The organism is Vibrio sp. YMD68 (genome assembly GCF_029958905.1).
In the GTDB taxonomy this organism is placed as follows: Bacteria; Pseudomonadota; Gammaproteobacteria; order Enterobacterales; family Vibrionaceae; genus Vibrio.
The window spans coordinates 1008849-1033305 of the sequence record NZ_CP124614.1 but is presented as its reverse complement, the minus strand read 5'-3'; the positions used below and the strand labels follow the sequence as shown (position 1 = coordinate 1033305).

Annotated in this window: 23 protein-coding genes and 1 tRNA gene; 14 read left to right on the top strand and 10 right to left on the bottom strand. The window is 43.0% G+C overall.

What is annotated here, in order from left to right; genetic code table 11:
• Positions 1-38 precede the first annotated feature (38 nt).
• From QF117_RS10970 to QF117_RS10955, 4 genes are all read left to right on the top strand, one after another.
• Positions 39-263: a YejL family protein gene (locus QF117_RS10970; RefSeq protein ID WP_017036261.1), complete on the top strand. Its 225-nt coding sequence runs from the start codon at positions 39-41 to the stop codon at positions 261-263.
• Positions 264-287: 24 nt separating this feature from the next.
• The gene (locus tag QF117_RS10965) at positions 288-2084 is read left to right on the top strand and encodes a DUF3413 domain-containing protein (protein ID WP_282388962.1); all 1797 of its coding nucleotides are present in this window, start codon (positions 288-290) and stop codon (positions 2082-2084) included.
• A gap of 388 nt (positions 2085-2472) precedes the next feature.
• Positions 2473-2563 (top strand) — tRNA-Ser (locus tag QF117_RS10960).
• 164 nt (positions 2564-2727) lie between these two features.
• The gene (locus QF117_RS10955) at positions 2728-3954 is read left to right on the top strand and encodes an integrase domain-containing protein (protein WP_282388961.1); all 1227 of its coding nucleotides are present in this window, start codon (positions 2728-2730) and stop codon (positions 3952-3954) included.
• A 34-nt stretch (positions 3955-3988) separates the two neighbouring features.
• Here the strand turns inward: QF117_RS10955 and QF117_RS22405 are convergent, their stop codons facing one another.
• A complete protein-coding gene (locus QF117_RS22405; RefSeq protein ID WP_348984835.1) occupies positions 3989-4228 on the bottom strand; it encodes a helix-turn-helix transcriptional regulator in 240 nt (79 codons plus the stop codon).
• A 102-nt stretch (positions 4229-4330) separates the two neighbouring features.
• Here QF117_RS22405 and QF117_RS10945 point away from each other — a divergent pair, with 102 nt between their 5' ends.
• The 10 genes from QF117_RS10945 (at position 4331) to QF117_RS10900 (ending at position 10006) form a co-directional block, all read left to right on the top strand.
• Positions 4331-4546 (top strand): hypothetical protein, encoded by a 216-nt coding sequence (locus QF117_RS10945; protein ID WP_282388959.1) that lies wholly within the window; start codon positions 4331-4333, stop codon positions 4544-4546.
• 3 nt (positions 4547-4549) lie between these two features.
• Positions 4550-5125 carry a hypothetical protein gene (locus QF117_RS10940; protein WP_282388958.1) on the top strand — a complete coding sequence of 192 codons (576 nt, stop codon included), beginning with the start codon at positions 4550-4552 and terminating at the stop codon, positions 5123-5125.
• Positions 5126-5180: 55 nt separating this feature from the next.
• Positions 5181-5537 (top strand): hypothetical protein, encoded by a 357-nt coding sequence (locus tag QF117_RS10935; protein ID WP_282388957.1) that lies wholly within the window; start codon positions 5181-5183, stop codon positions 5535-5537.
• Between the two features lie 228 nt (positions 5538-5765).
• Positions 5766-6245 carry a DNA repair protein RadC gene (gene radC / locus QF117_RS10930; RefSeq protein ID WP_282388956.1) on the top strand — a complete coding sequence of 160 codons (480 nt, stop codon included), beginning with the start codon at positions 5766-5768 and terminating at the stop codon, positions 6243-6245.
• The gene (locus QF117_RS10925) at positions 6245-6679 is read left to right on the top strand and encodes a DUF2787 family protein (protein WP_282387850.1); all 435 of its coding nucleotides are present in this window, start codon (positions 6245-6247) and stop codon (positions 6677-6679) included. Before radC ends, QF117_RS10925 begins: the two co-directional genes overlap by 1 nt.
• A gap of 81 nt (positions 6680-6760) precedes the next feature.
• A complete protein-coding gene (locus QF117_RS10920) occupies positions 6761-7456 on the top strand; it encodes a hypothetical protein (protein ID WP_282387849.1) in 696 nt (231 codons plus the stop codon).
• Between the two features lie 108 nt (positions 7457-7564).
• A complete protein-coding gene (locus QF117_RS10915; RefSeq protein WP_282387848.1) occupies positions 7565-8059 on the top strand; it encodes a DUF2787 domain-containing protein in 495 nt (164 codons plus the stop codon).
• A gap of 111 nt (positions 8060-8170) precedes the next feature.
• Positions 8171-8416, top strand: coding sequence for a hypothetical protein (locus QF117_RS10910; RefSeq protein ID WP_282387847.1), 246 nt, complete (start codon positions 8171-8173; stop codon positions 8414-8416).
• An 80-nt stretch (positions 8417-8496) separates the two neighbouring features.
• Positions 8497-9108 carry a hypothetical protein gene (locus QF117_RS10905; protein WP_282388955.1) on the top strand — a complete coding sequence of 204 codons (612 nt, stop codon included), beginning with the start codon at positions 8497-8499 and terminating at the stop codon, positions 9106-9108.
• 19 nt (positions 9109-9127) lie between these two features.
• Positions 9128-10006, top strand: a complete 879-nt coding sequence (locus tag QF117_RS10900; protein ID WP_282388954.1) for an LPD25 domain-containing protein — start codon at positions 9128-9130, stop codon at positions 10004-10006.
• Positions 10007-10061: 55 nt separating this feature from the next.
• On the opposite strand, the gene QF117_RS10895 is transcribed toward QF117_RS10900, so the two are convergent.
• From QF117_RS10895 to QF117_RS10855, 9 genes are all read right to left on the bottom strand, one after another.
• Positions 10062-11264, bottom strand: a complete 1203-nt coding sequence (locus QF117_RS10895) for a RelA/SpoT domain-containing protein (RefSeq protein WP_282388953.1) — start codon at positions 11262-11264, stop codon at positions 10062-10064.
• Complete coding sequence (locus QF117_RS10890; RefSeq protein ID WP_282388952.1) at positions 11261-11728, bottom strand: type II toxin-antitoxin system antitoxin SocA domain-containing protein; 468 nt, start codon at positions 11726-11728, stop codon at positions 11261-11263. Before QF117_RS10890 ends, QF117_RS10895 begins: the two co-directional genes overlap by 4 nt.
• Positions 11729-11886: 158 nt before the next feature.
• Positions 11887-13779, bottom strand: a complete 1893-nt coding sequence (locus tag QF117_RS10885) for a hypothetical protein (protein ID WP_282388951.1) — start codon at positions 13777-13779, stop codon at positions 11887-11889.
• Positions 13780-13784: 5 nt separating this feature from the next.
• A complete protein-coding gene (locus QF117_RS10880; RefSeq protein ID WP_282388950.1) occupies positions 13785-17003 on the bottom strand; it encodes an HsdR family type I site-specific deoxyribonuclease in 3219 nt (1072 codons plus the stop codon).
• Between the two features lie 9 nt (positions 17004-17012).
• On the bottom strand, positions 17013-18245 hold the full coding sequence (locus QF117_RS10875) for a restriction endonuclease subunit S (RefSeq protein ID WP_282388949.1): 1233 nt from the start codon (positions 18243-18245) through the stop codon (positions 17013-17015).
• Position 18246: 1 nt separating this feature from the next.
• Positions 18247-20838: a type I restriction-modification system subunit M gene (locus tag QF117_RS10870; RefSeq protein WP_282388948.1), complete on the bottom strand. Its 2592-nt coding sequence runs from the start codon at positions 20836-20838 to the stop codon at positions 18247-18249.
• Between the two features lie 450 nt (positions 20839-21288).
• Entirely contained in the window at positions 21289-21573 is a 285-nt protein-coding gene (locus QF117_RS10865; protein ID WP_282388947.1) for a hypothetical protein, read from the bottom strand.
• 57 nt (positions 21574-21630) lie between these two features.
• Positions 21631-21867: a hypothetical protein gene (locus tag QF117_RS10860; protein WP_265674480.1), complete on the bottom strand. Its 237-nt coding sequence runs from the start codon at positions 21865-21867 to the stop codon at positions 21631-21633.
• A 2-nt stretch (positions 21868-21869) separates the two neighbouring features.
• Complete coding sequence (locus QF117_RS10855) at positions 21870-24431, bottom strand: S-type pyocin domain-containing protein (RefSeq protein ID WP_282388946.1); 2562 nt, start codon at positions 24429-24431, stop codon at positions 21870-21872.
• Positions 24432-24457: the final 26 nt, after the last annotated feature.

Genomic DNA, 24457 nt, shown 5'->3' with positions numbered 1-24457 from the left:
TATCATAAGCCGCTTTTACTATCATCTATAGAGTCTTTATGCCGATTACATCTAAATACAGTGACGATCAAGTTGAAATTATCCTAGCGGAAGTAGCCGCTATTTTGGATAAACATGGTGCCACACCAGAACTTTCATTGATGATCGCTGGAAACATTGCAACCAATGTTTTAAATCAGAACGTTGCTGCTTCACAACGCAAAGCAATTGCTGAAAAATTTGCTCAAGCGTTGATTTCTTCATTAGAAGAGCAAACACATTAATTATAACGGGCTGCAAAACGACTAATGGTAGATAGCGGAAATACATATAGCGAACGAGTTTCTCGTTTAGTGGGTTGGGGGCATTGGTTTGCTTTCTTCAATATCATTGCAGCAATGTTAATTGGTACCCGCTACATTACACAATCTCCTTGGCCAGAAACCTTGCTGGGGCAGTTTTATCTCGCTTCTTCTTGGGTCGGGCATTTCGGCTTTCTGGTGTTTGCGCTGTACTTGCTTGTTTTGTTCCCGTTAACATTTATTATTCCGTCGCGTAAACTATTTCGACTTTTTTCGGTGTGTTTCGCCACCATCGGTTTGACGGTTCTTTTAATCGATACTCAAGCCTACCAAACCCTCAATTTACACTTAACGCCACTCGTGTGGGAGCTTCTGTTTAACGAGGGAAGCAGTGAGCATGCCCAAGGGTTGCAACACCTTTTCATTGTTTTACCGCTCATTTTTCTCCTTCAATTAGGGTTGTCTGAATGGGTATGGCGTAAACAGCGTAAACTTTCTCATAAACATGTAGGGCGACCTATTACTGCCGTATTTTTTCTGAGTTTTATTGCCAGCCATCTAACTTATGTTTGGTCTGACGCTTACTTCTACAACCCAGTGACGAGCCAGAAATCCAACTTCCCGTTGTCTTACCCAATGACGGCAAAATCGTTCATGGAAAAACATGGATTATTAGACAAGGATGACTATCTGAAACGTCTTGCAGAAAGCGAAGGCAGTGGTGATCTCGTCCGTTATCCGTACGATAAACTGCGCTTTGACCGACGTGGAAACAATCTGAATATATTGATCGTGAGTATTAACGGCCTTAGAGCAGACTCGCTGGACAATAACGTGATGCCATTCACGTCACACTATGCAGAAAACGCATTGAATTTTACCAATCACTACAGCTCTAGTAATAACATGTACGGCATGTTTGGCTTACTTTATGGATTACCGAGTAGCTACGCAGCCAGCATCAAGTCTCAAGCCAGCTTGCCCGTTTTGATTGATACGCTGACAGATAAGAAATACAACTTCGGCTTATTCAGCGGCGACAATTTTGATGATGATCTTTACGCAGAGACACTGTTTCGTGGAATGTCCTTCTCTGGTCTAGCATTTGATAGCGCCAGAACAGCCGATAGCCAAACCATTGAAGCATGGAGTGACTGGGCCAGTAAATCAAAAAGCCCATGGTTTAGCTTTATCGAACTAACAACGATTGAAAACTTCTCTTTGGAAGAAGTCAATTCGGGCACCGCCAAAGAAGTATTTTCTCAGAATTATCAAGCATCCGTAAAACAAGCGGATCAAGAACTTGGCACCTTATTCAATAAGCTTGATGAATTGCAATTGGCTCAAAATACTGTCGTGATCATCACTTCTAATCACGGTACAGAACTTAATGAAACCAACACCAACACCTGGGGTGCAAGCACCAACTTTAGTCGTTATCAATTACAAGTCCCTATGGTGATTCAATGGCCTGGTAAGTTACCTGCAACCTATAATCATCGTTCGAGTCATTTAGATGTATCGGTGACGTTGTTACAAGACTTACTCGGTGTATCATCTAATCCAAGTGACTACAGCAGTGGCCGCAATATTTTCGATGAACGTCGAAGAAAATGGATTCTTGCCGGAGACTCCAGAGAACTGGCTTTGATCACATCGAATAAAACGACTGTTATTGATAAGTTCGGCAACTTCAAACTTTATGACGAAGAGTATAAAAGGTTGAAAGATCAAACCCCTACATTGCCTATATTGATGCAAGGTTTGACCGAGTTACAGCGCTTTTATGCTCGAGAAAATTAGACTCAACATCCTCTATTTGCGATGTAAATAAGATCGCTTAGGAATGAACGCCAGAGTATCGCAACCTCAAAAGTTACGTATGCTCTGGCTCTTTCTCTTTCTCTTTCTCACAGTCGCAAGCAGCTAATGGATTTGATTCCATTCCTTTTTTCCATATTCCATATTCCTTATTCCTGAGCCCCAAAGACTTAACACCCTGTAACCATAGCCCCCAAACCAGAGAGACTCAGCCACCACTTTCTTGCCATCGCCTTCAAAGTTTAATGAAACAATGTCTATAATTCGTTCAACCCAAAAGAAAATCACCTGAAGTGTATAAAAAGAAAGCAAACGATATGGTTGCCTATTTACAACCTGCTGAGCACCCTTTATTATACGCTCCAACAACGGAGAGATGGCTGAGTGGTCGAAAGCACCGGTCTTGAAAACCGGCAAGGGTTTGTAGCCCTTCTAGGGTTCAAATCCCTATCTCTCCGCCAAACACATGAAGAAAGACGTCTTAGGACGTCTTTTTTTATGCCTAAATTACCGTATTACGTGGTTTGGCTGTCGCTTAACGGCTGATAGCACAGCGACATAACGTGGTTGTAAAGGTACACCCTTGGGTACATTGTCCGTATGTTCAATTCAACGGTGTACCATCATGGCAAAACAAGTTAAACCCCTTACTGAAACTCAACTTAAAAGCGCAAAGCCTAAAACTAAAGAATACATTCTTTCTGATGGAAATGGCCTTCGTCTTAGAGTGAAACCGAACGGCACTAAAACCTGGCTGTTCAACTATACCCATCCTGTACTCTCTAAGCGTGTTAACCTCACGCTTGGCACCTATCCAATGACCTCTCTTAAAACAGTACGAGAAAAAACTCGTGAAGCTCGTGGTCTTATCGAGCAAGGTATCGATCCTAAATCTTACCGTGACAAACAGGTACTAAAAGAGAAAATGCGTCTCAATATGACGTTGAAAAGTATCACCTTAGAATGGCTTGATGTAAAAAAGAGCAACATCACTGAAGATCATGCTGATGATATTTATCGCTCTCTTGAGTTACACCTTTTGCCTACACTTGGTGAAGTGCCTATCTCTGAGCTCTCCCCACAATTAATGATTCAAGCGCTCAAGCCTCTAGAAAAACAAGGAAAGCTTGAAGTGTTGCGTCGGATTTGCCAACGTGTAAACGAGATCATGAAGTTTGCTCGTAATAGCGGCTACATTGAAGTGAACGGTTTAACCGATATCAAAGAAGCTTTTAAAAAGCCAAATGCTGAGAATATGAAGACATTACCGCCAGAAGCATTACCAGAGTTAATGTCAGCTTTATCACGCGCTCGAATCTTTAGTACGACTCGTTGTTTGATCTTATGGCAGCTCCATACAATGGTTCGCCCTTCCGAAGCGGCAGGAGCAAGATGGGATGAAATTGACTGGACTAAAAAGCTATGGCGTATTCCTGCACAAAGAATGAAAAAGAAGCGCGAGCATTGCGTTCCTTTATCAACACAGGTGTTAGCTTTACTCAATGAAATGAAAGCAATCAGTGGACATGGTGTCAGTGAGTTTATCTTTGCTTCCCATAAAGATGAATCACGGCCATGCTGTAACGCTAGCGTGAACATGGCTCTTAAGCGTATGGGGTTCAAAGGCCGATTGGTATCTCATGGTCTACGTTCATTGGCGAGCACTACACTCAATGAACAACCTCAGTTCACGGGCGATCTAGTCGAAGCAGCTTTAGCGCATGCAGATAAGGATAAAGTGAGAGCGGCCTACAATCGTACTCAATACGTAGAGCAACGACGAGATATGATGCAGTGGTGGAGCGATCATATCGACTGTTCAGCCAATATGTCTTGTATTTTGCTTACTTAACAACATCATGAGTCATCAGGTGATCTTGATGACTCTATTCATCAAGATCATCAAAAAATACGTTAACACCGACGTCAAGTATTTCAGCGAGATCTCTTAGCATCTCATCGGTTATTCTAATCATTCCAGCTTCGGCCTTCGCTAGTTTGCTTCTTGTCATCTCTATTCCTTTTAAACTACACATACGATCAACGTCTTGTTGAGATAAGTGTTTACTCAGTCGTACATATCGAATTTTCCGACCGGTTATGTTTTTAAATATTATTTTGCTCATAAATGACACTGCACCTGTTGCGGTGCAATTAAGATACAAGTAATATAGCGCAGCATGTGCACCCACATGGGTGCTTCTTGTGCTAATTAGGAGAGTGAAGCTGTGAAAAATATTGTGTTCATATTCTGCACTACCGTCTTGATAGGATGCAGTGATGATAAAGCAATCGAAGTTGGTCCTACACCTCCAACAGAGAGCGTTATCGATGTATGTGAAAACCAAGGCTGCACATTAGATACACCGATTAGCACTGCAAGCTTAACGGTCTCTAATGCGCCTATCATTCTAACCACTAATGCGTCTATTACTTTGGAGTAATCAATGAAATCAACCTTAATCCCCACCTTGCTATTAAGTGTCGTTGCTTGGTCTAGTCAAGCTAACGTTGTTTTGAAATCAAGCGAAGCTGGAAAACTGCTAGTTAACGGACAAGAAGTTCAAATTAAGCAGCATGTTTACGATGCTAACGATACATTGCTCTCAAACCTAACTGTTTTAAAACAAGATGGCTCAGAAATGACGGCTTTAGTTTCTTTTGATGGGCTGGGCAGCTTATTTCAAATTCGAGCTTATGGGTATCATCAAAGTGAAGGTCCGGGCTATGGTGCGAGCTATATTGTTAATGGAGTTTGTAATGTGATCGGTATTCAAGAGGGCACTTTTTTTGAACTCGGTTATATAACGAATAAAAATTTTAATGAAGAGAATGCATTATATACCGCTTATGTCGTTGAAAAAACGCCAGTCAATGGGTATGAGGGTTCACCTTTTTCAGAAGAAACCGATTGTACTGGTAATGCTCCGTTAAGTGGCTTGAAAATTCAGCATGACTCTAATTTGTCATTGCAAGTTAACGATTTTTTCAATGGGCTAGCCTTTCCGTTAAGAATTAAATAATGAGAAACATCGATTTTTTCAATTTTACTTAGGTATAAAAACAAAGAGGTACGATATGGAATCTAGTGAAATGGATTATGAAAAAAAAAGCAGCTTCAAAAGATACTATTTAATAACGTTCGCTTTAACAGGATGTATGGTCTTGACTCTTGTATTTAAAGGTGAAATTGGGCAATTAGGGTTTCTTGGAGTAGCCCTTTTGCTTACTGTATTGCCCCCTACTATGGCTTTAGGCGCTTATATTGGCAAATTATTTAGGGATTTTTGCAAACCAGATTTCATAATGACTTCAGGAGCAGCCGAAACATTTAAAGTAAAGGTATTTTGGATGTGTGGGCCGCAATTGATTGGCGCTGGGGTTGGTTTTTTATTAATCAATAATGTTTTAGAAACACTCGGAATTTTGATGTAGCCACCGAAATACCTCAGTTTGATCCGTTTATATCTACATCGTAGGTACCGCATAAATACATTAACAAATAGTCCGTTATTTAAATAAAGCATAGATAGCATTAAGTTTTCCCTAAATATCAAAAATTCATAGGTCTATATTACCTAGGTGTATCTCTATTCTTAATCGCCCGTAACGCTCTTATGCGCTGCGGGCTTTTTTGTGCCTGTAACCTAAGAGGATTGACCTATGCCTACCCACTTACCCAATGCAACCTATGAGTTTCCACAGCCTATTACGGCCATGCAAGTACTCGAAACAGCCGCCGATATCTTAGCCCAAAGCTTTGAAGTCGGTGATGCCTACACAAACCCCAATAACGTTAAACAGTTTCTCGGTTGTAAACTCGCGCATTATGAGCGTGAAGTGTTTGCCGTGATGTTTCTGGATAACCAACATCAACTGATAGCCTTTGATGAGCTGTTTCAAGGTACGGTGGATGCCGCCTCCGTGTACCCCCGTGAAGTCGTGAAAGCCGCGCTTAAGCATAATGCATCAGCGGTTATCTTTTCACACAATCACCCATCTGGTGTCGCTGAGCCATCTCAAGCTGATAGAAAGATTACCCGCCGTCTCGTCGATGCCTTAGCGTTAATTGACGTTCGTGTGCTGGACCATATTGTGATTGGCAAAGAAAGCGTCTCTTTTGCCGAGCGAGGGTGGTTGTGATGAATACTGTTGTGTCTTGCTATGACAATGAGGTGACTTTATTACCTTCATTGGTTGAGTGTTTAAGTGCGGCGCTGGACAGTGCCCCAAGACCTATCAATGTCGATAAGCTCTCCGTGAGCTTTCGTCATACGCCTTACTATCAAACTCGTCGTGGCACTCATCCTGTTGAAGTGCGTTTAGAGCGTCATGACCAGCAGTGGCGTGTGGTGTTTATCGCCAGCTTTGCTTATCCCGATGACACGCACCGCAGTGTGACACCAGAGTTGTACTTTAACTTCAAACGCGGCTGGTTTTATCAGCCAGACATCAAAGGCTGTGAGCTCGCTAGGCCTGAAGTCATGGATGTCTTGCTCAGTTGGTCTCGGATGTTTTGTCGTCAGTTAATGGATGAACATTTTGATGATGTGAGGTTTACCAAGGTGAAAACATGACGCGGAAGATATCGTTTTTATTGAGACGGCCTGTCATTCTGATGGGCCGTTTTTGTTATTTTGAAAGGGAGAGTATTCATCATGTCTTATGACATTGTGTATGAACAACTGGCACTGCGCGTGCCAGAGAAAGACATCGAGCAGCAGGTGCGTCAGCTCTTTACTGAGCGCTTGAATCAAGACGTGACAGCCATGAGTGACCATCAGCTTAAGAAACGTCTGTATGAGCGTTACCAATGCTTATTGAGAAGCGATGACCTTATTATGCTTCACATGTTGATAGGTTGCAGTAATCTATTTGATCCAGACACCAATAAGCGGTGTCGTGATTGGCAGTTTTGTGGCGTCGATACGCAACATAGCCTGCTGGTTAAATACGGCTGTGATTGGTCCGCGCAAGCGGAATCGGGTGGATTAAAACTCAATGGACGTGATACCAAAGCCGAAGGGTGGATACGTGCTGTACGTCAGACATTAGACCAGGCTCGTGATTATCGAGTGATGCCGCATTGTCAGCGCCTTTCTGTTTGGTTACGTGTCCCTCAAAATGAAAAGGAGCAAGAGTCGTATCGTGTGTTGAACACGCACCTGTCGGATTTTAAGGCCACTTGGCAAGACCGAACACGTGGTGATGAAGACGGTTTTGATGTCTCCATTGCGCCAAGCTCTGCGTTTGAGATGTGGCTCTTTCAACAGTTAGTGACTCGCTATCAAGGCAAGTGCTGGCTCAATGGCTCTGCACCGCCTTACCGCGCAGTGAAAAAGCACGCCATCTAGCCCTTAAGTCACCTCGGTCAATGACCGCTTTATCATGAGTCGTTCTGGCTCGAACTCAACCGTTCTATTTTAAATTACCTTATCTTACTGCCTGTAGGAGGGCGCATTATGTCTAAACAACTGTTAATCCGAAGCCAAATAGGGTTTCTTTCCACCAACATCAAAGCGTCATTGCTCCCTGTCTCTGATGCTCTGATACACTCTATTGTGACAACGCTAGCACACCAGCTTACGTTAGATGATGAGCTTGCTGATTCACTAATTGATGCTGACGGTATTATCTTCAACTTTCGAGATGCCAGTTACAGCGCTGAAAAGGGCGGCTTTCATCCGGTTGAAATTTGTCTCAATAAACACAGTGATGGCGCATGGCATTACAGCTACATCACGGACTTTGCTTATATCGGTCATCACTACCCTGAATTAGAGCGAGGACTCGATTTTGATTTCAGCCGAGGAGAATGGTTTGCCCACCACCAGCAAGGCTGGGCACCCATTAAAGAGGACAGTGCAGCAAAAGAGCTGTATCAGCTTTGGGAGCATAACTTTCTGGCGTACATGGCGATGGACGCCTATGACCTTATTACGGTGGGGCCTCAATGATAAAGCGTACTCACCCTAACAATAACCACTCTAATCATAGCAACACCCGATAAGGCCATCTCATTTTGAGATGGCCTTTTTACTTTCACTCAACAAAAAAAGGAGACCACCATGTCTTGGTATGTAACCGTTGGTAAAGCTGTCGCAGCCACAGCCAGTGTCGCGGGCGTCATTACCGCCGCCCCTGTTTTTGGGGCCATTGGCACCATCAGTGCAGCCGGTTTTGCGGTGTCGACTGCGATTGGCACATCTGCCGCACTGATAGATAAAGCGTTGGAAGAAGACAGACCAGAGTTACCTGACTGTCCAACTCATGACCATCCGCTCATCACTCACGAGCGCTACAACGAGGAGTAAGCGCCTCAATTCATTCTTAATGTTAGTTCAAGCCACAGCCTAATCGGTTGTGGCTTTTTTCATTCTATAGGAGCACAGCCATGCCACCATCCAATATCGAAGCGGTCTTTTTACTGCTTGCTCAGCTTCCTACTCGTTACCCCAAATCTTTAGAGAGTGTGTGTGATGTCTCAGAGGCGTTAGGAATAGGAAAGTCCCCTGATACGATTCGACGATGGTTAAACATCCTCGCGGATTTAGGTTATGCAGAAAAAACGCGCCTGGAGGGCAAAGACAGTTTTAAACGCACCACGCCCCTGCCTTGGGTGACTGCGCAATACGACAGCCTCATTTTAACGCTCACCACTCGCTACTTTGCTTGCCTGTTGCCTGAACGCACCAAACAGCAATATCAATCCCTGTTTGAACAGAGTGAGATGGATACCCAAGAGAGTGGTACGTATCGACAGTGGCTAACGTGCATTGAGGTGGACTTGCCTACAGAGCACATGAATTACTTCCCACACCTTGCGACCATCAAGCAAGCACTCATCCAGAAACAGACGTTACGTTTCACCCTCGTAGGCCAGTGCCTTAACACTATTCCCACCAAGCTACGCCTAAGTACTCAAGGGCTGAGCCTGTTCTACCTCGATAACGAACAACTCAAACAGACACCGATGCTCAGCGTGTTGTCAGTTTCACCTCTATAACGAAAAAGGAATACCAATCATGGCAGAAAAAACCATTCAACCGCTCACCGTTTATGTTCATTGGTCAGAATCCAGAGTCTTTGATTCTGATACTGAGTATGACTTTGCTGACTTTGAAGCTAAGGCACTAAACGTCGCTAAGACCAATCCATTAGGCGGGTACGATAAAACCAAAGTGACCGTCACCTTTGATAATGAGCACCAACACGAATGCCGCTTAGATTTAGGCTGTGGGGGTAATGACCAAGGATTTGCAGAGCACTGTTTAAGCACGCTCAACTATTACCATATACACAAAGGAGAAGCCGATAAGCGATGGTTGCATGACAAGTACCACCAGCAGCTCATCCGATTCATTAGGACGTACGCATTGGACTGTACAAACGTTGATTTGGGTCGAATGCAGATTAAGCAGATTGAAGCGCAAGCCAAAGCACAGGAGGCAGCAAAAGAAGCAGCCAAACAACAGGAGCGGGAAGAAGCATGGCGCGAGCACCAACAAGCGGAGGAGGCGTTCCAAGAGGCTCTGGAAGTACCGATATGGGCTAAAGGTGTGATTGTGGCGACACTCACCGACTATGATGCAGAAATCAGTGAGCCGTATGCGGGTGAGTTTCATACCAAAACGTTAAAGACCATCATACTGGCATGGTCGAAGCACAACAGACATCTGTTTTCGGAAATGCGTAAAGCGAGCCTCAATCATCCAGAGACGGCCTTTCTGAATGACAAAGAGAAAAGTGTGGAGCATCGAGAGCGGTTTTCAATGGGAGAAGGCTACTATCTGACCGACACTAAGTATTTACGCTATGGCTGGAAGATAAAGAAAATCAGCTTTTATCGAACAGAAAACAAGGCGCGATACGTGCCATTAGGTGAGCTGGCGATACCTGAATAAAAAAGAGAGGCGATCAATTCGCCTCTCTATGGAGTGGACTTTATTTTTTTGTTAGCTACCTTTGCATCGCTTCTTGAAGCAACACAATAAACGAAGCACAATCACCTAAATAATTAGGATAAGCTTCTGAGAGCTGCCCCATATTCTTCGTTGAGATGAGTAGGGCATTGATCCCAGAATGACTACTGGTCACCTTTTCCGCAGCGTTGTAAACAGAAATAGCCTTGCTGTAATCGCTGAACTCCTCACTGAAGATAAGCTTCAATGATTTCTCATCAATTATTAACAAAACATGTTCGGTAGCATCATCGCAACAGGTTTCTATTTTTTCAGATAAGATCCTAAAAGTTTTAAGTCTACCTAGCGCATTAATCTCATCATTTAGCTCACGCAGCCGTATTGAACATTGATTTATCTCTTCTTCGCCTAACACTATAGCGCCTTCGGCATCTGCAATATACCGACTCATGATCGAGAGTAATTCTTCCCATTTGATCTGTAGATCGTCTTTATCTTCATTGGCACTATGAGAATGCGTTTTGATTTTTGTTCCTTCCAAGATATCCACTATTTCGACAGTGGTAGCCCAAAGGTGTTGAAGCCTAGTCCGCAATTGAGCTTCTATGTTAAAGCTCTTGCCACTCGTATGATCATATCGATAAATCACATGTAAGCTTCTGTAACCACAGTCATTTGGTTTAGGATTAGAAATATAATTATCAATATCTTTAATTCTCACTCGACCTACTTTCTCAACAGTACCTTGTAATTGAGATACTGCCTGCTCTAGTGAGATTAAATCCGGGAATATCGCTCGGCACCCACCAATATCATTCATATTAGTGACACATGTTGCGTTCGCTGTGTGGCCGTCAAGTGATTTACGTTGAAGCTTATCGATTATAGTGTCTAAACGCTTTAACCGAGTTACAGGCTTAACATCGATACCAAGTTCACGACAACAACGCCCAACAAGATAGGCAATAGTATTGAGTGGCTTTTCATGAGCAGCGCGAAACTGTTGGATAGTCGTGGTGGCAGATTTAAGATCCCCTTCTTTTTTACGAAGCCGTCTACCTGCTTTTTTCACTCCATTATTGGTATATGAAAAGTCTTCAGCAGCACGTTCATCGACAGTTCGTTCAAGGAAATCTTGAAAGTTCAGCTCGTAGTCGTCATGGAAGGTCTTGGATGATTGCTCAGCCGATGGTGTGTCGTCAATGAGGAAACTGACGACACTTTTTTCTTTATCACTCACAGACTGGTAGTATGTCCTGACTGTTTGATTTGCACGTAGTGGGATTGGATTAAATGGTCTGGAATCACTTTTTGATGTGTGCCATCCCAAACCTGATGCCATGGGCTACCATCTCGGTGTGTTAAGTCCACCAACTGTGGTCCACTTAAGTCGCCCAATTTAGACACAACATCCTTCACGATCGATTCGCTTTCAGCATCGAGAACGACATCGCCATGCTCAGTAATGACGTTTGAACCGTACGACTTAAAACGGAAATACACAGATGGCACAACTGGACCAAACTTCCATGCAAATACGTCATCAACCACTAGAGGACGTTGAAAATGCGCTAAAGACAAGCCATGGCATACGTAAGTGAGTTTCTGTAGCTGCAAATTGGAGAAACATTTACCTTGCTCTTTCGCGTGCTTAAGCAAGCTCAATGCAACATCTACAGCGTTGTAGGTATGATAAGTTTTCATTTTATTTATCCAATTTCGTCTAAAAGGTTTACATTTTTCAGTCGATGCAACGGAAATAGTGTAAACCATAGCTGTATTTTAAGACAGTGATTTTATTTGAAGTTTTAGATGCTCATTCGTAAAGATTAGTAACCTGTTCGGTAAGTTTACTCACCATATCATTGAAGCGAAGCGTTATATGACGTCGAAATCCTCTTCCTTACACGCTGTATAATAACAGCATCATGGCTGGTGAAATGATTTAAGCTTGAAAGTTTGGTGAATATCGGGCTATTCGTTAACTGGAGTTCATCGGCATATACATTGAGTGCATTGAGTAACCAACCTCCAAGCGCAACTACACCACCGCCTTTAATTCCCACTAGCTCCACTCCAGCCCCCGCAGCCACCGAAGGAAATCCTGATATGTTGAGTCGCGACATTCGGGTTTTATTGCTTTCAATTCTAGTTACCTCATCCTTAAGCGCTCTCAATTTATGGAATCGCTCACTTTCATCCATATTGGCGAACTGGTTAATGATACTAGGTAAAGAGCGAATCAGGCTATTTGAAAGCGCAGAATCAAGTTCAAGAATATCCATATCGTTATCAATAGCATATATCTCATGAAGTAACATACCCAATTCAGATTCATGAATCTGCTTTGAGTCAGTACGAACACCATTGTAAAACCCACTAATCACCTGACACGCTGATACTTCGGAATATTGCTCCCCGTCAAAAGGAAAATGATGTGCGCTAAGTCCTTGAGCATATTCATACGCCATAGCCGCTGTTGATAATTCAAGATAAATATCTCGCCCTCTCAGCTCAAAACCTTTAGCTGCAATACTGGATAGCCCGAGTCGATGCGTTGATACAGCCCCCTCTCTATTGACCATATATTCGCCGTATTGCCATTGCTCTGAGAGTGTTTGAGCAAGGCTTTGTATTGAAGGGCTTTTAATACGAGAGCATTGATGAAGGAAGTGGTATTGCTCATCACTTGAGAAGGTTGTACCAATTATTCCTGATTTACCTTGTATACCTCGAATGGTTGAGGCCGCGAGCCGCCTTGAGAAAATGATAGAGCAAGGATCAACCATAATGATATCAGACAGTAATTCTTGAGAATATCGCTCAAGGTTTTGTGGTGCCACAAACAACAACCGTCCTCGTGCCACCAGCTCTCGAAATTCATATTTCCCCAACTGAAACATCTTATAAAAGTATTCAGAGTCTTTATTGAGTGGTAGTGCAATGATGACCTGTTCATATAAGGTCAAATAAACCCTCAAGTTTTGACGCGGAAAGACAGACGCATCCACAAAGCAGCGAGACTTTGGCTCTTCAAACTTGGGTAAAAGATATTGGCTTTTTTGGTCAACCTCATCTCCACTAAATACTGATTGTCTATTTTGAGCCCAAAAATCTTCATCCTCTTCATATCTAGTTAGCAAAGGTTTGGAGAACTGCTTTTGCATTAAACCACTAGCTGTCAGTACTAGGTTGTTGCGAGTATTGGGTTCGTGTTCAACTTTTCCCGGAAAGTCAGGCATTGTAAGATCGACATTAAAAATAAAATCATAACCTTGATAGCCTAAAGCCTCACAAATTAGCTGCACCTCTTCTTGTTCACTACGAGTCAGCTCAGATTTAAAGGTCAGGTTAAACTCGTTTGTGTTGAATAGGAAATCCACATGAAATGGGTGATACTTTTTAGGAATGTGCAACACGAACAAATTAATGGTTTCATCGATAGTCATGGGCTGAGCATGTGTGAGTGTTTTTTCCAGCTTGCTGCGAGACTCTATTGAACGAAACCCTTGTGCTATCTCACCCACGATCTTCGCTGGTGGTATACCAATGGTATGGTACTTATCATAATGCTCCCTGAGTTCATCAAGAAGTGCATCATTGTTCTCCACATCCAATATAACCGCATACAGCTTCTCACCATCGGTAAAAAGCCCTTGATGAGAATACTGGTGGGTATCAAAACGAAATCGTTCATAATCATGTCTGATCGCATCCATAAGGGGGATACTGAAAGGGAGTGCTTTAGTACTCATCCCATTTAATTCTCACTTAAGAGCACTTCAGCTTGCCCAAAGATAAATTCTTGAAGGTACTTATCAATGCGCATGTTCAGTTTGAAAGGGGGGATCGTCGCGCCTTCAATATTTTCAAAGTAAGCCTTTGCCTGACTCCTATCGACCGTTGATTTCAGTTTATCAAAGCGACCAAAACGGTTAATGCTCTGCTCATTCGCATCACCTCCCATCAACTGGAGAAGTAAATCCCTATCTAAACCAAGAGCCTCAACAATAGCGGCTATTCGCAACTGTTCCTTCTGGTTTTGATAGTCGTTGATGTAGTCTCTAAAAGTATGGCCTTCAATTAACTGTGCATCCCCACGCTGCAAATCGTGCAAAAAGAGCTTTGCATACTTTTGCTCACTTTGGCTTAGTGACGCAAATGATTTATGTAACTCATTGAGAGTTATTTCGACACTTGTGGAATCTTGGTGCTGATTAAGCTCTTTTAGATATTTATCAAAGCGACTATTCATGTAGTCGGCGTCGATTTTACCCGTGTCTATTTCTGTTAAATAACCACTGATATCAAAAGGAACATCACCACCTGCCCCTTCTCCCTTGCCGTCCCCTTTGCCAGCAAGCTCTTTATAACGCTGAACTAAGCTCATGTAAGTGAGTTCATCGACAGCCAGAGTGACCTCACGCTCAGCACCATTCTCGCTTTCTAACGAGTCAGTATAGGTAGACTGCTCCCAATTCAGACCTTGCACTTTGGCAGCTTCTAGGTGCTTGTTAAAGGTATTAAATAATTCGGTAAACTTAGCACAGAGCTCGACATCGTCTGGCAGCGTTTCAAAGTTTTCAATACCAGAACTAGCAAACAGCTCAGAGATATCCGCTGACACCCTATTCATAAGCTCAATATTACTTGCCAACCTATCAACAAACAGTCCAATAGGTTTGTCGCCAGAATAGAGTTTGACAGCATCATTAATGTGCTGCTCCATGGTATGTGGGTAGCGATAATAACGAACAATGCCGTGAGGTTTGTCGGGACCAAACAAGCGATTGGTGCGCGAGAAAGCCTGAATGATATTCTGATACTTAATCACTTTATCTAAGTACAAAGTATTCAACCACTTGGAATCAAAGCCAGTCAGCATTTGATCGACCACGATCAGTAAGTCCAGCTGCTTTGAAGGCTCTTTGTGAATATTCTTGTATTGCTCTTTATGGGCAAGACGCGCAGCGATGTCTTTTTTAAAGGCCGAGTGACGGGCAAAATCAAACTCTAGGCCATAGCGGGCGTTATAATCAGCCATAATCTCTTCTAGACCATCACCTTTAAACGTCGGGCCACGGTCACCACTACCATCGTTCTCAATGTTAGGGTCAAATAGAGCAGATATTTTTAACTCAGGTTTATCTGCTTTTAAACGGCGATAATAATCAATCGCTTCAGCGATACTATTAGTGGCTAAAATGGCGTGAAATTTACTGCCTTGGCTCAGTACATCCCACTTATCCAAGATGTCAGCGACGACTTTTTCTTGATGAGCCTTCGTTAAGTATTGGCTTTTAGGAATATAGTCTTCAATGCCTTTATGATATTTGCCTGTTGCATCTTTATAACCAGCCATCGGCACATCATTCATAAAGTGATTAAACTTTTTCTTTTTGGCAGGCTCTGCCATCACATCCGTAACCGAGTCGGCCTTGGCTTGTTGTAAGGCAATCTCTTTTCTTAGTTCGGCATCCTTAAAGGTAGACACTCTGTAAGGGTCAAACCCCAATACGTTTCCATCACGAATACCATCAGCAATGCTATAGCGGTGCAACTCGCCACCAAAAACATCCGTCGTTGTATTACTCTTGATTTGGTTTTCTTCATGAATGGGCGTGCCCGTAAAACCAAAAAAGAGGGCTTTAGGGAAGGTTTTTTTCACCGTTACCAACATACCATCTTTATTTTCTTCGCCTGCACTCATCGTTGAGCGGTGCGCCTCATCGATAATAAACACCAAGCGCTTAGCTCGGATTTTTTCAATGTCAGCCGAGTTTGTTGCGACGCCCTCATCATCCACCTCTTCAAAAATATTGCTCATTTTTTGAATCGAACTAACAATTAAGGTATCAGCAGGCGCGGTGCTCTTTAGTTTGGTCACCAGTACATGGGTATTCTCGGTGGCTTGTACCACTTCTCCATCACTAGCAAATCCTTGATATTCAAGTAGAGACTGAGTACTAAGCTCTATGCGGTCCATTAAGAAAATCACTTTATCGGCGTCTTTTGATTGAGCAATCAACTGCGCTGACTTAAAGCTGGTCATGGTTTTACCAGAGCCAGTGGTATGCCATACATAACCACCAAGTCTGTCTTTATTGTTTATACCACCTAACTGCTTCCAGTTGGTTTTAGCGACTCGATCCGATATCGCATTAGCAGCGTAATACTGATAGCTACGCATGACTTTAAGTACCCCGTCGGTATTATCAGCGACGGTATAAAAACCGATCAACTGATGTGCCATAGGTATAGATAGCAACGTAGAGGCGATATCCTTCCAGTGGTTCACGGGCTCGTTATTATAATCGGCCCAACTGAATTGATAGTCAGGGTTAAACTTGCCATCTAGTCCGGGGTTAGCAAAGTATTTAGCCTCATCTGGCTCCATCGCAACAAAGACTTGGATAAGCGAAAAAAGGCCGCTAAAAATGCCTTCTTTAGAGTACTTTTCAATTTGGTTGACCGCTTGACTGACCGGAATGCCGCTGCGCTTTAGTTCAATATGAATAACGGGCATACCGTTTATTAGCAACAGTACATCACCACGACGATCGTTACGTAACGGGCTACCTCGTTCGAACTTGGGTTGCTGCACAATTTGGTAACGGCTTTGACCCGCTGCGATCTCTTGGCGGTCATAAATTTTCAAACTGACTTCTTTGCCATAGTGCAGCGAGTCATCAGGATTGTCTCGTTTAATCGCGACCGTTTTACCATTAATTAAACCGTTGAGTTTGAGTGGCGTCTTCAGCTCTTTGATCTGCTCAATAATCTGCTGCATTTCAGTGGTAGTCAGCGGCACATCGTTTAAGCGATCTTGTTGGCGATTGTTTTCAAACAAAATGTCTGCCCAGTTTTGCAGTAACTCGGCCTCTGTTTTGTTTTTAAGTATTTCCGACTCCCACCCTTTTTGGGTGAGAACTTCAATAAAAGCCAGCTCAAATTGCGCTTCGGTTTTAAAAATGGTCATTGTCATTCCTTAAACAAACATTTTGCTCAAGCAAGCCTGCTTGATATTAGTGAGCTTGGTGATCTGCTGTTGATGTTGGTTAATCAGCGTATCGAGTTTTTGGAAGTAGTTGCCGATTGCTGTTTGCTCTTTTTCCGATTTTGGGTAGCTTATAAACTTTCCTAACAACTCATCCTTTGTGATTCCTTTTATCGAGGTCCCTTGTACTTGTTCTTTTTCAATTTGCAATTGTTTCCAAATAACGTAAACAGCGTATTGTGAATCTATTTTTATATCGCTTAGTGATAAAAAGTCTTGGCTTGTTGCATACTCGCCTTGCATCAAAGATAGCTTTCCTACGCCAACTCGCGTAACAATTGCTATGGAATTGCCAGAGATCAGCTTAGTCGCAGACTTGTTGACTGCCGTTTTAGTAATGTACTTCTTTGCAGTAACAGAGGTAACACTACCGTCTTTGATGTCAGAGGATTGAATCCAAGGGATTTCACCTTGCCAAAAATCTTTATCATTCGTCGATGGAGTACCACCACCAAAAGTTGCGCCACAAATTTCGCCAATTGAGTTACTTAACCACTCCCCATTAAACCCTTTAAAGCGGATTTCTGGGATGGTTTCGCCTTGTTTGGGGAACATCTTTTCCAGCATGGCTTTTTTGATGTTACTGAGCTTGTCATGCTTTTGTTGGTGATGGTTGATTAGGTTGTCAAGCTTTTGGAAATAGTTGCCAATTTGGGTTTGTTCATCTGGTTTAGGCAAAGCCACCAAAAGGGATTTTAAAGAGTCAATTCCAATATTTCTTTGAGATCCGGTATTGATACCTAATTCGAACTGACCTTGCGTTTTTTCAGTCTGAAAAAAATAAAACAAATATTTACCATAAGTGGTGTTGTTCGTTTTCAGAATTGCACAAGAATATGAAATCAAGAATTTAATATCTGTTTCAACATATCTTACAGCCCCAACAGATGCATAACGAGCAAACAATATATCGCCAAATTCAGGCTTTATTTTTTTTGATAACTGCTCATAGTCTTCAATGGATATTAGCTTGGCATTGCTAAAGTCAAGGCCGTTAATACCATAGAAGTCACCAGTCATTAAATATGGTATGCCCGTTATTTTCGATTCTGGCATACGATGGTCTATATCTCCAATGAGGCAAAGACTACCCAAAGGACTCTTTCCCCATTCCCCACTAAACTCTTTAAAGCGGATGTCTGGCACATTTTTATCCACAGTCATCTTATTCGCCCTTCAATAAGCTAGTCAGTTCGGCTAAGCCCTGCATATCAAATTCATTACCAGTGAGGCCATCCATCATTTCAGCCAATTCATCTTCGGTGGTTTTGATATCACTCGCGACTTGCGAATAGGTTACAGCGTATTTATCGGCAAGGGCTTGTACTTGGTTGGTCAACTGAGAAATCACAGCGCTTGGCATCGCAGCAAGCTCGCTACTTAACGGCTCGATCCATTTTAGATGCAGTAGATTATTCACTTGCTCGTCGCTTAAGCTCTCAATAGTGGTTTTGGTTTTAAGGTGCAGTTTAGTGGTCGCTTCTTTCACTGCTTTTTTCAGCACCTTTTCTTCGTCAATGAGTTTATTGGCCTTAATTATTTTCGCTTCGTAACTTTCAGCTGAGAACTTGGTTTTGGTCTCTTTTTGCTCTTTAAAGAAAGCTTTAGCCGCCTTGGCTACTTCGGCATTGGCAAAGCCATCCTTACCTTCTTTTACGGTATCTTGTTCTTTGTCTTCTTCGCTGAGAGACCCCAAAATATCTTCAAGAGTGCTGGCAATTTCAGCCAAACGATTCTCTTGTTTAGCCAGTACTGCTAGGTCTTCGCTTAAGAGAGTCTCTTGTACTAAGGCAAAAGGTAAGATGTGACCTTTCCAGCCATCTTGTACCTCAGTATCTTTACCGTTTTTCTTTTTGATAACGATATTTGGATCAACTTGCTTCGTTGCGTCAAAACCTTCCGTTTGCATCATTTCTAAATCGGCGCTAATGATTTGCCATTGGTTATTCAGAAATTGGTAGGCTTGATATTTGTCGATTAAAGCAATAGGACTTAGGCGGTTAAAGAGCTCAACACTTAGTGAAGCCTCTTGTTGATTACGGTTAACCCCTTCCCAACCTTTAATGAGTTTAGTGTTTAAGTCGTCATCAAACCCAGCAAAAGCTTGTTTGTAACCTGCGATAAAATCTACCACCTGTGGATGACTGCTAATGCTTATATTGACTGCGTCTTTAGCTATAGCCAGCTCACTGTACGCAGAAGATTTAGCCACAAACAAGGTGCTGCGTAGTTCAGGGAAAGCAAGCCAATATGAATTGAGTTCATCAATCTCACTGTTAGGGATACCGCCTAACATGGTGGCGTGTAAGTCCCAGCTTTCAGCCGCAGCTGAAGAGTCCACATAGCGTGGTATGTTTAAGTTATAACCATTATTGCGTAAGGTTTCTTTGCTCACTACTTTCGAGAATTTATCGATGCTCTCTCGATTGATCACGGCATCAACAGTGCGCTTAATATCGCTCGCTTGCAGCTTGTTGTTTTTGCCTTCTTTAATAAAGTGCTTAGACGCATCAACAACCAATACATCGGTATTCTGACGCTTTTGCTTGAGCACCAAGATCACGGTTGGAATACCTGTACCAAAGAAGATATTACCCGGCAAACCAATAATGGCATCAATGTGGTTCTGCTCAATAAGCTGCTTGCGGATCTCCCCCTCTTCACCACCACGGAACAACACCCCATGAGGTAATACAATGGTCATAATACCATCGGGCTTTAGGTGATAGAGATCGTGCAATAGGAAGGCAAAATCGGCTTTAGTTTTTGGGGCTAGACCAAAACGCGAATAACGAGGATCGCTATCTTTATAGCTAGGGTCCCATTGTTGTGAATACGGTGGGTTAGAGACAACAGCGTCCACGTATAAGGCATCGTAAGTACCTTGTGGATCGTTCTCATCGAAGTATGGCCAGTCGTCTTCTAGAGTATCGCCATTGCGGGTTTTAATGTTGCTGGCTTTAATACCACGCATAATCAGATTCATACGGGTAAGGTTATAGGTATTCGCTTTTAACTCTTGCGCATAATAGGTAATGCTGTCTTTGTTTTTAGCGTATTTTTCAACAGCCTCACCAATATTGATAAGGAGTGAGCCAGAGCCGGACGTTGGATCGTAAATCTCAATGGTGTCTTTATTTTTGAGTTCATGAGCGATGATGTGCGACATGAGAACCGAGACCTCATGAGGCGTATAAAACTCCCCGGCTTTTTTACCCGCATTAGCTGCAAATTTTTCAATCAGGTACTCGTAGATGTAACCCAGAACGTCATAACCTTGCTGACCGTTCATAGGGATACTTTTGATTAAGTGTAGCAAGTCGCTGATAGCTTTAGTTCGCTTACCCGCACTTTCACCGAGTTTGCTCAACCCTGTTTCTAGAGTAGTAAAGATGCCTTCAAACAACTTCTTGTAAGTAGGAGAAATCAAACGGCTAAAAGCAGACAGTGCATCACGTACGTTAGATTCATCAAAGTCGGACGTTGGATCAACCCACGTTGAAAACAGATTTTCGTAAGCAATAAAATAGCCAAGGTTATCTTGAATGTATTTGACTGTTTCAGCGTCTTCTTCTGTTAGCGCTTTGATTTCATCGGGCGTCATCCCCTCTTTGGTAACAAACTGCACCTGTTGGTCACTGAGGTACTTGTAAAAGATGAAACCTAAGATGTAGTCTTTGTATTCGTTTGCTTCGATCTTTGAACGCATCTGGTTCGCTGATTCCCAGATTTTTGCCGCTAATTGTTGCTTATTCATATTCTGCTCAATTCATTTCAACTATTGACCGACATCGTGAAAACAGTCGGCACATGTAAGTAATATTGTATTTGGGGGCTCAGTTAAACCTAAGCTTCTTGCTCTTGTCCCCATGCTTCAAGAATTTCACTCTTAAACGCCAAAATCCACCGACTTTGAAGCTAGGAAGTCTTTCTTCGCTCGCCAATTCTACTGATGGTTTTAATGGTGAGAGAATATGGGAAAATTGTCTGTTAGACAATGATGCTTGTGAAGGTTGTCTCTGTCAGTCGATGATTTAATAAATTGATAAATCTGAAACGGAGGAGGCGACCCACTATCGGGACTGCGTGTCTAAACAGATATTCGGGATATGTCGAAGCAAAACCGTATTCATGGTTCAAATCAGATCCGAATGCTTTAACTGTATAGCTCTAAATGCCTACTAAATCATGCTCAGCAGCATAAGAGTCATTCATCTTTGAGCTCGCAACCTGTAATCGCAGAAACAGAGGTAACAAAAGCAATGAGGATCTGTTCATCAGAAAGGGGGCTAAAAATAGGGAAATCCGTAGCATTGCCTGCTGGGCCTGCACCTAATTCAGCAATACGAACCACATTTAAGTAACGCCCCTCTGGCGTGTTGGCCCAATCTCTATCGGGCTCCCTGTGCTGAACCCAAGCACGCTTATAGCCACCAGCCGCTTGTTGCCACTCGATATACAATTGACCTTTGCCATCTTTTTTGATTTGCATGAAATGGTATCCTCATTATTACTGCATCTTTTGTCTTGTAACTGCGTTTTTAACACCTTAAGCATCATACAAAGCATACTGTATAATTCTTTCTACAGTAATATCAGGCGTACTTTCAAATAACTCTTGTAATATGAAGACTTCTAAAAAGTATTCGTATTCTTTGGGTGAGCTTCCATCTTCTGGCTCGAAGCAAAGTAAGATATTAGATTCAGGACTCCATGCTCCGTCGATGTAAATAGTTAACTCAGGGTCTAGGTTTTCTAAATCAAGTATTAATTCTTTTAATTTCATTTTTATTTTCCCCATATTGAATATCCCCCCTTGTTTTCTGGATGAAGGACTCCCCACTCATCACTACCAATAGTGTGTTGTTCTCTTGGGACTAATACCATACTGCCTTTTTCTCTTTCATGGTGCCATGTCCAACCTTTGGGTGGTCGTCTAGGAGCTAACCCCGTGGCTGTTCTCTCCAGCTTAATATTTAGCGATTCCATTTGACTTGCAAAGCCCTGATCTGACTCTATCATTTTCAAAAGATTCTCATTAGCTTCTTGAAAATGGCGAGCTCTCGAAACGCCAGGATATGAATCTGGAGATAAAAATGTTTTAAATCCTGATGAGTAAGCATTTTCACTGTATACAATATAAAGTGGTGTTATGCCCGAACTCTCTGGAAACACTAAAATCGCATCGCGCCAATCTTTCTCTTCTGGCATTGGAGTGACAGTGACTGTCGTTTCATCAGAATGAATCGGCGTGACTCGTATATCTTCCAGTTCAAAACCATCATCTTGACTTGGTGTGCTTTGCCAGCTAGGGTCGCCGCTGTCTGCTGGCGTCCAATAAATGATGGGGCCTTCGTCTTCTAGCTGAACGGAGAGCTGGTTATTATCACCTTGCGCGACGTACTTCACTGGAATGCGCGTATCATCAACATGGTAGGCTTTCACATGCGGATAGTATTCATCTTCATTCGGCTCTGTAATGTGAACACGAAGTCGGCTTTGTACCGTGCTGAGCTGCCTTAATTCCTTATCACTATACTGCGTACCATCCCCTAACAAAGACTGCTGCATAGCAAATAACGCACTGATCCCATCGACTTTCCAGCGGTAGCTCTCCATCAGCTTATCTTTCAAAGTGCCCGCCAGCTTTTCGAGCTCAGTGGCAGTAGAGCCTGATGTACTCGTTTTAGGTTGTCCTGCCATAGAGGCGGTCGCCCCCATCGCCATTTGAGCCTGTGTGGCCTGAATAGCAGGGATAGCCAATGGATGAGCTTGCGCTTGTCCAAAAAAGAATGACCAAGGCCCAAAGTTTTGAATGGGCTCTTCTATAACGCCTGCGTCAATACAACCTTGCGGTAGTTGGCAAGATTTCGCAAACACCTTACTCGGTGTCACTTCTTTCAAGTTGACGATTGGGATGTCTTTTTCAATCAAGTGTTCATGGTTAATCGCTTTAACGTGCGTGTCAGCAAGGTAAGATTCCGTGAATTCATAATACGCATTTGATGGCTGATTCACTTTTTCTGGTTTTGCTTGTGGACTCGCGAAAAACGAGTGTTTTGCTTTCGGGCCTTCCGTATTGTGAGTGACGTTGAGTGAATGACCAACGGCCAATGACATGGGGTCAGCATCATACTGTGGATTGAGTGTCAGTAGCGTCTTAGGCGTTAATGCATACTTTTGTGCAATGCTCATCCACGTTTCACGTTGACCTGTTTCTGGGTCTGTTTGAACAATGTGGTGAGGGAGAGGCCGGGTCTCTTCTTTCGTTGCCATAAAGTCATTACGTGTCTGGATGGCTTTTTTCGGCGCAGCAAGTAGCTCTGGTATATCAAGCGAAACACCGTGCTCACCTAGCCATTCATCATTTAAACTATCAAGCTCATCCCGAGTAATTTGCCTATCGAGATAAATCAGGTGTTGATTCTCAACCACTTTTCCCTTGAGCTTCCAAAAGACCAAGATAGCGGTTTGGTCAATGTTATAGCCTCTCTCGGAGTCAAGACGATGGTGCATAGAGCGAGTGGCATAAAAACTCCACTTTTTATCCCCAAGGATTCGGTACTCTTGAATCAGTTTGCCGTCATGAATGTGATAATAAAAACCTTCTGTTGGGTAACCTAAACGCTCGCCCAATTGCACGGCGGGTGTGACAGGAATAAAGCCCTCTAAGGCGACACCGCTTCCTATCGTTCTCATTTTTACGGGTTGGTTAGGAGAAATACCCATTGAGATTGAAGCGACTTGTCCCACCAGCTTTTTAGGCTCATCAAATGCCGTCAGCAAAGTGTAACGAGTCCCTTCCTCTATTTTGCTTTCATTCCAGCGACCGAGCATGGCTTCTTTTTTTGTTTTAGCCAGAGCAAAGGAGCAGCCAACATTGCGATGAAAGGCATCGTGAGAGCAAGCGATATCAATATTGTATTCGTATTTTAGCGAAGGCGGCTCGTCTGAATAATCTGGGCGAGGCCGCTCAGGGATGTAAGTGGGCATCGGTAAAGGAGGATGAAGGCTTTTGCTTTGAGTGCCACTTGACGTGCCACCACTCATTTGTGTACGTGCCAGTAACGCTTTTTGAGCGGTTGGTTCAATGTTATTACTGACATGACTATTCAAACCCCAAGCCGCGCTGCCTAATGCGTTATTATCCTTCATTAGCAGCGGAGCCTGTGGAGAGTCATTAAGAAGTAGCAGATGACCTTGCTTTAATTGCTCAATGAATTGGCGATAGCCCATCCCAGAGGGTATGACACCTTTTAACTCACGCTCGGATAAGGATTCAAAGTCACCTTCGACTTGTTGAAATTCGTGTGTCATCAAGTGAATGAGTTCAACCGTTTTGTAGCCCAAAGTCCGTCCTTGCTGAGAAATAAGGT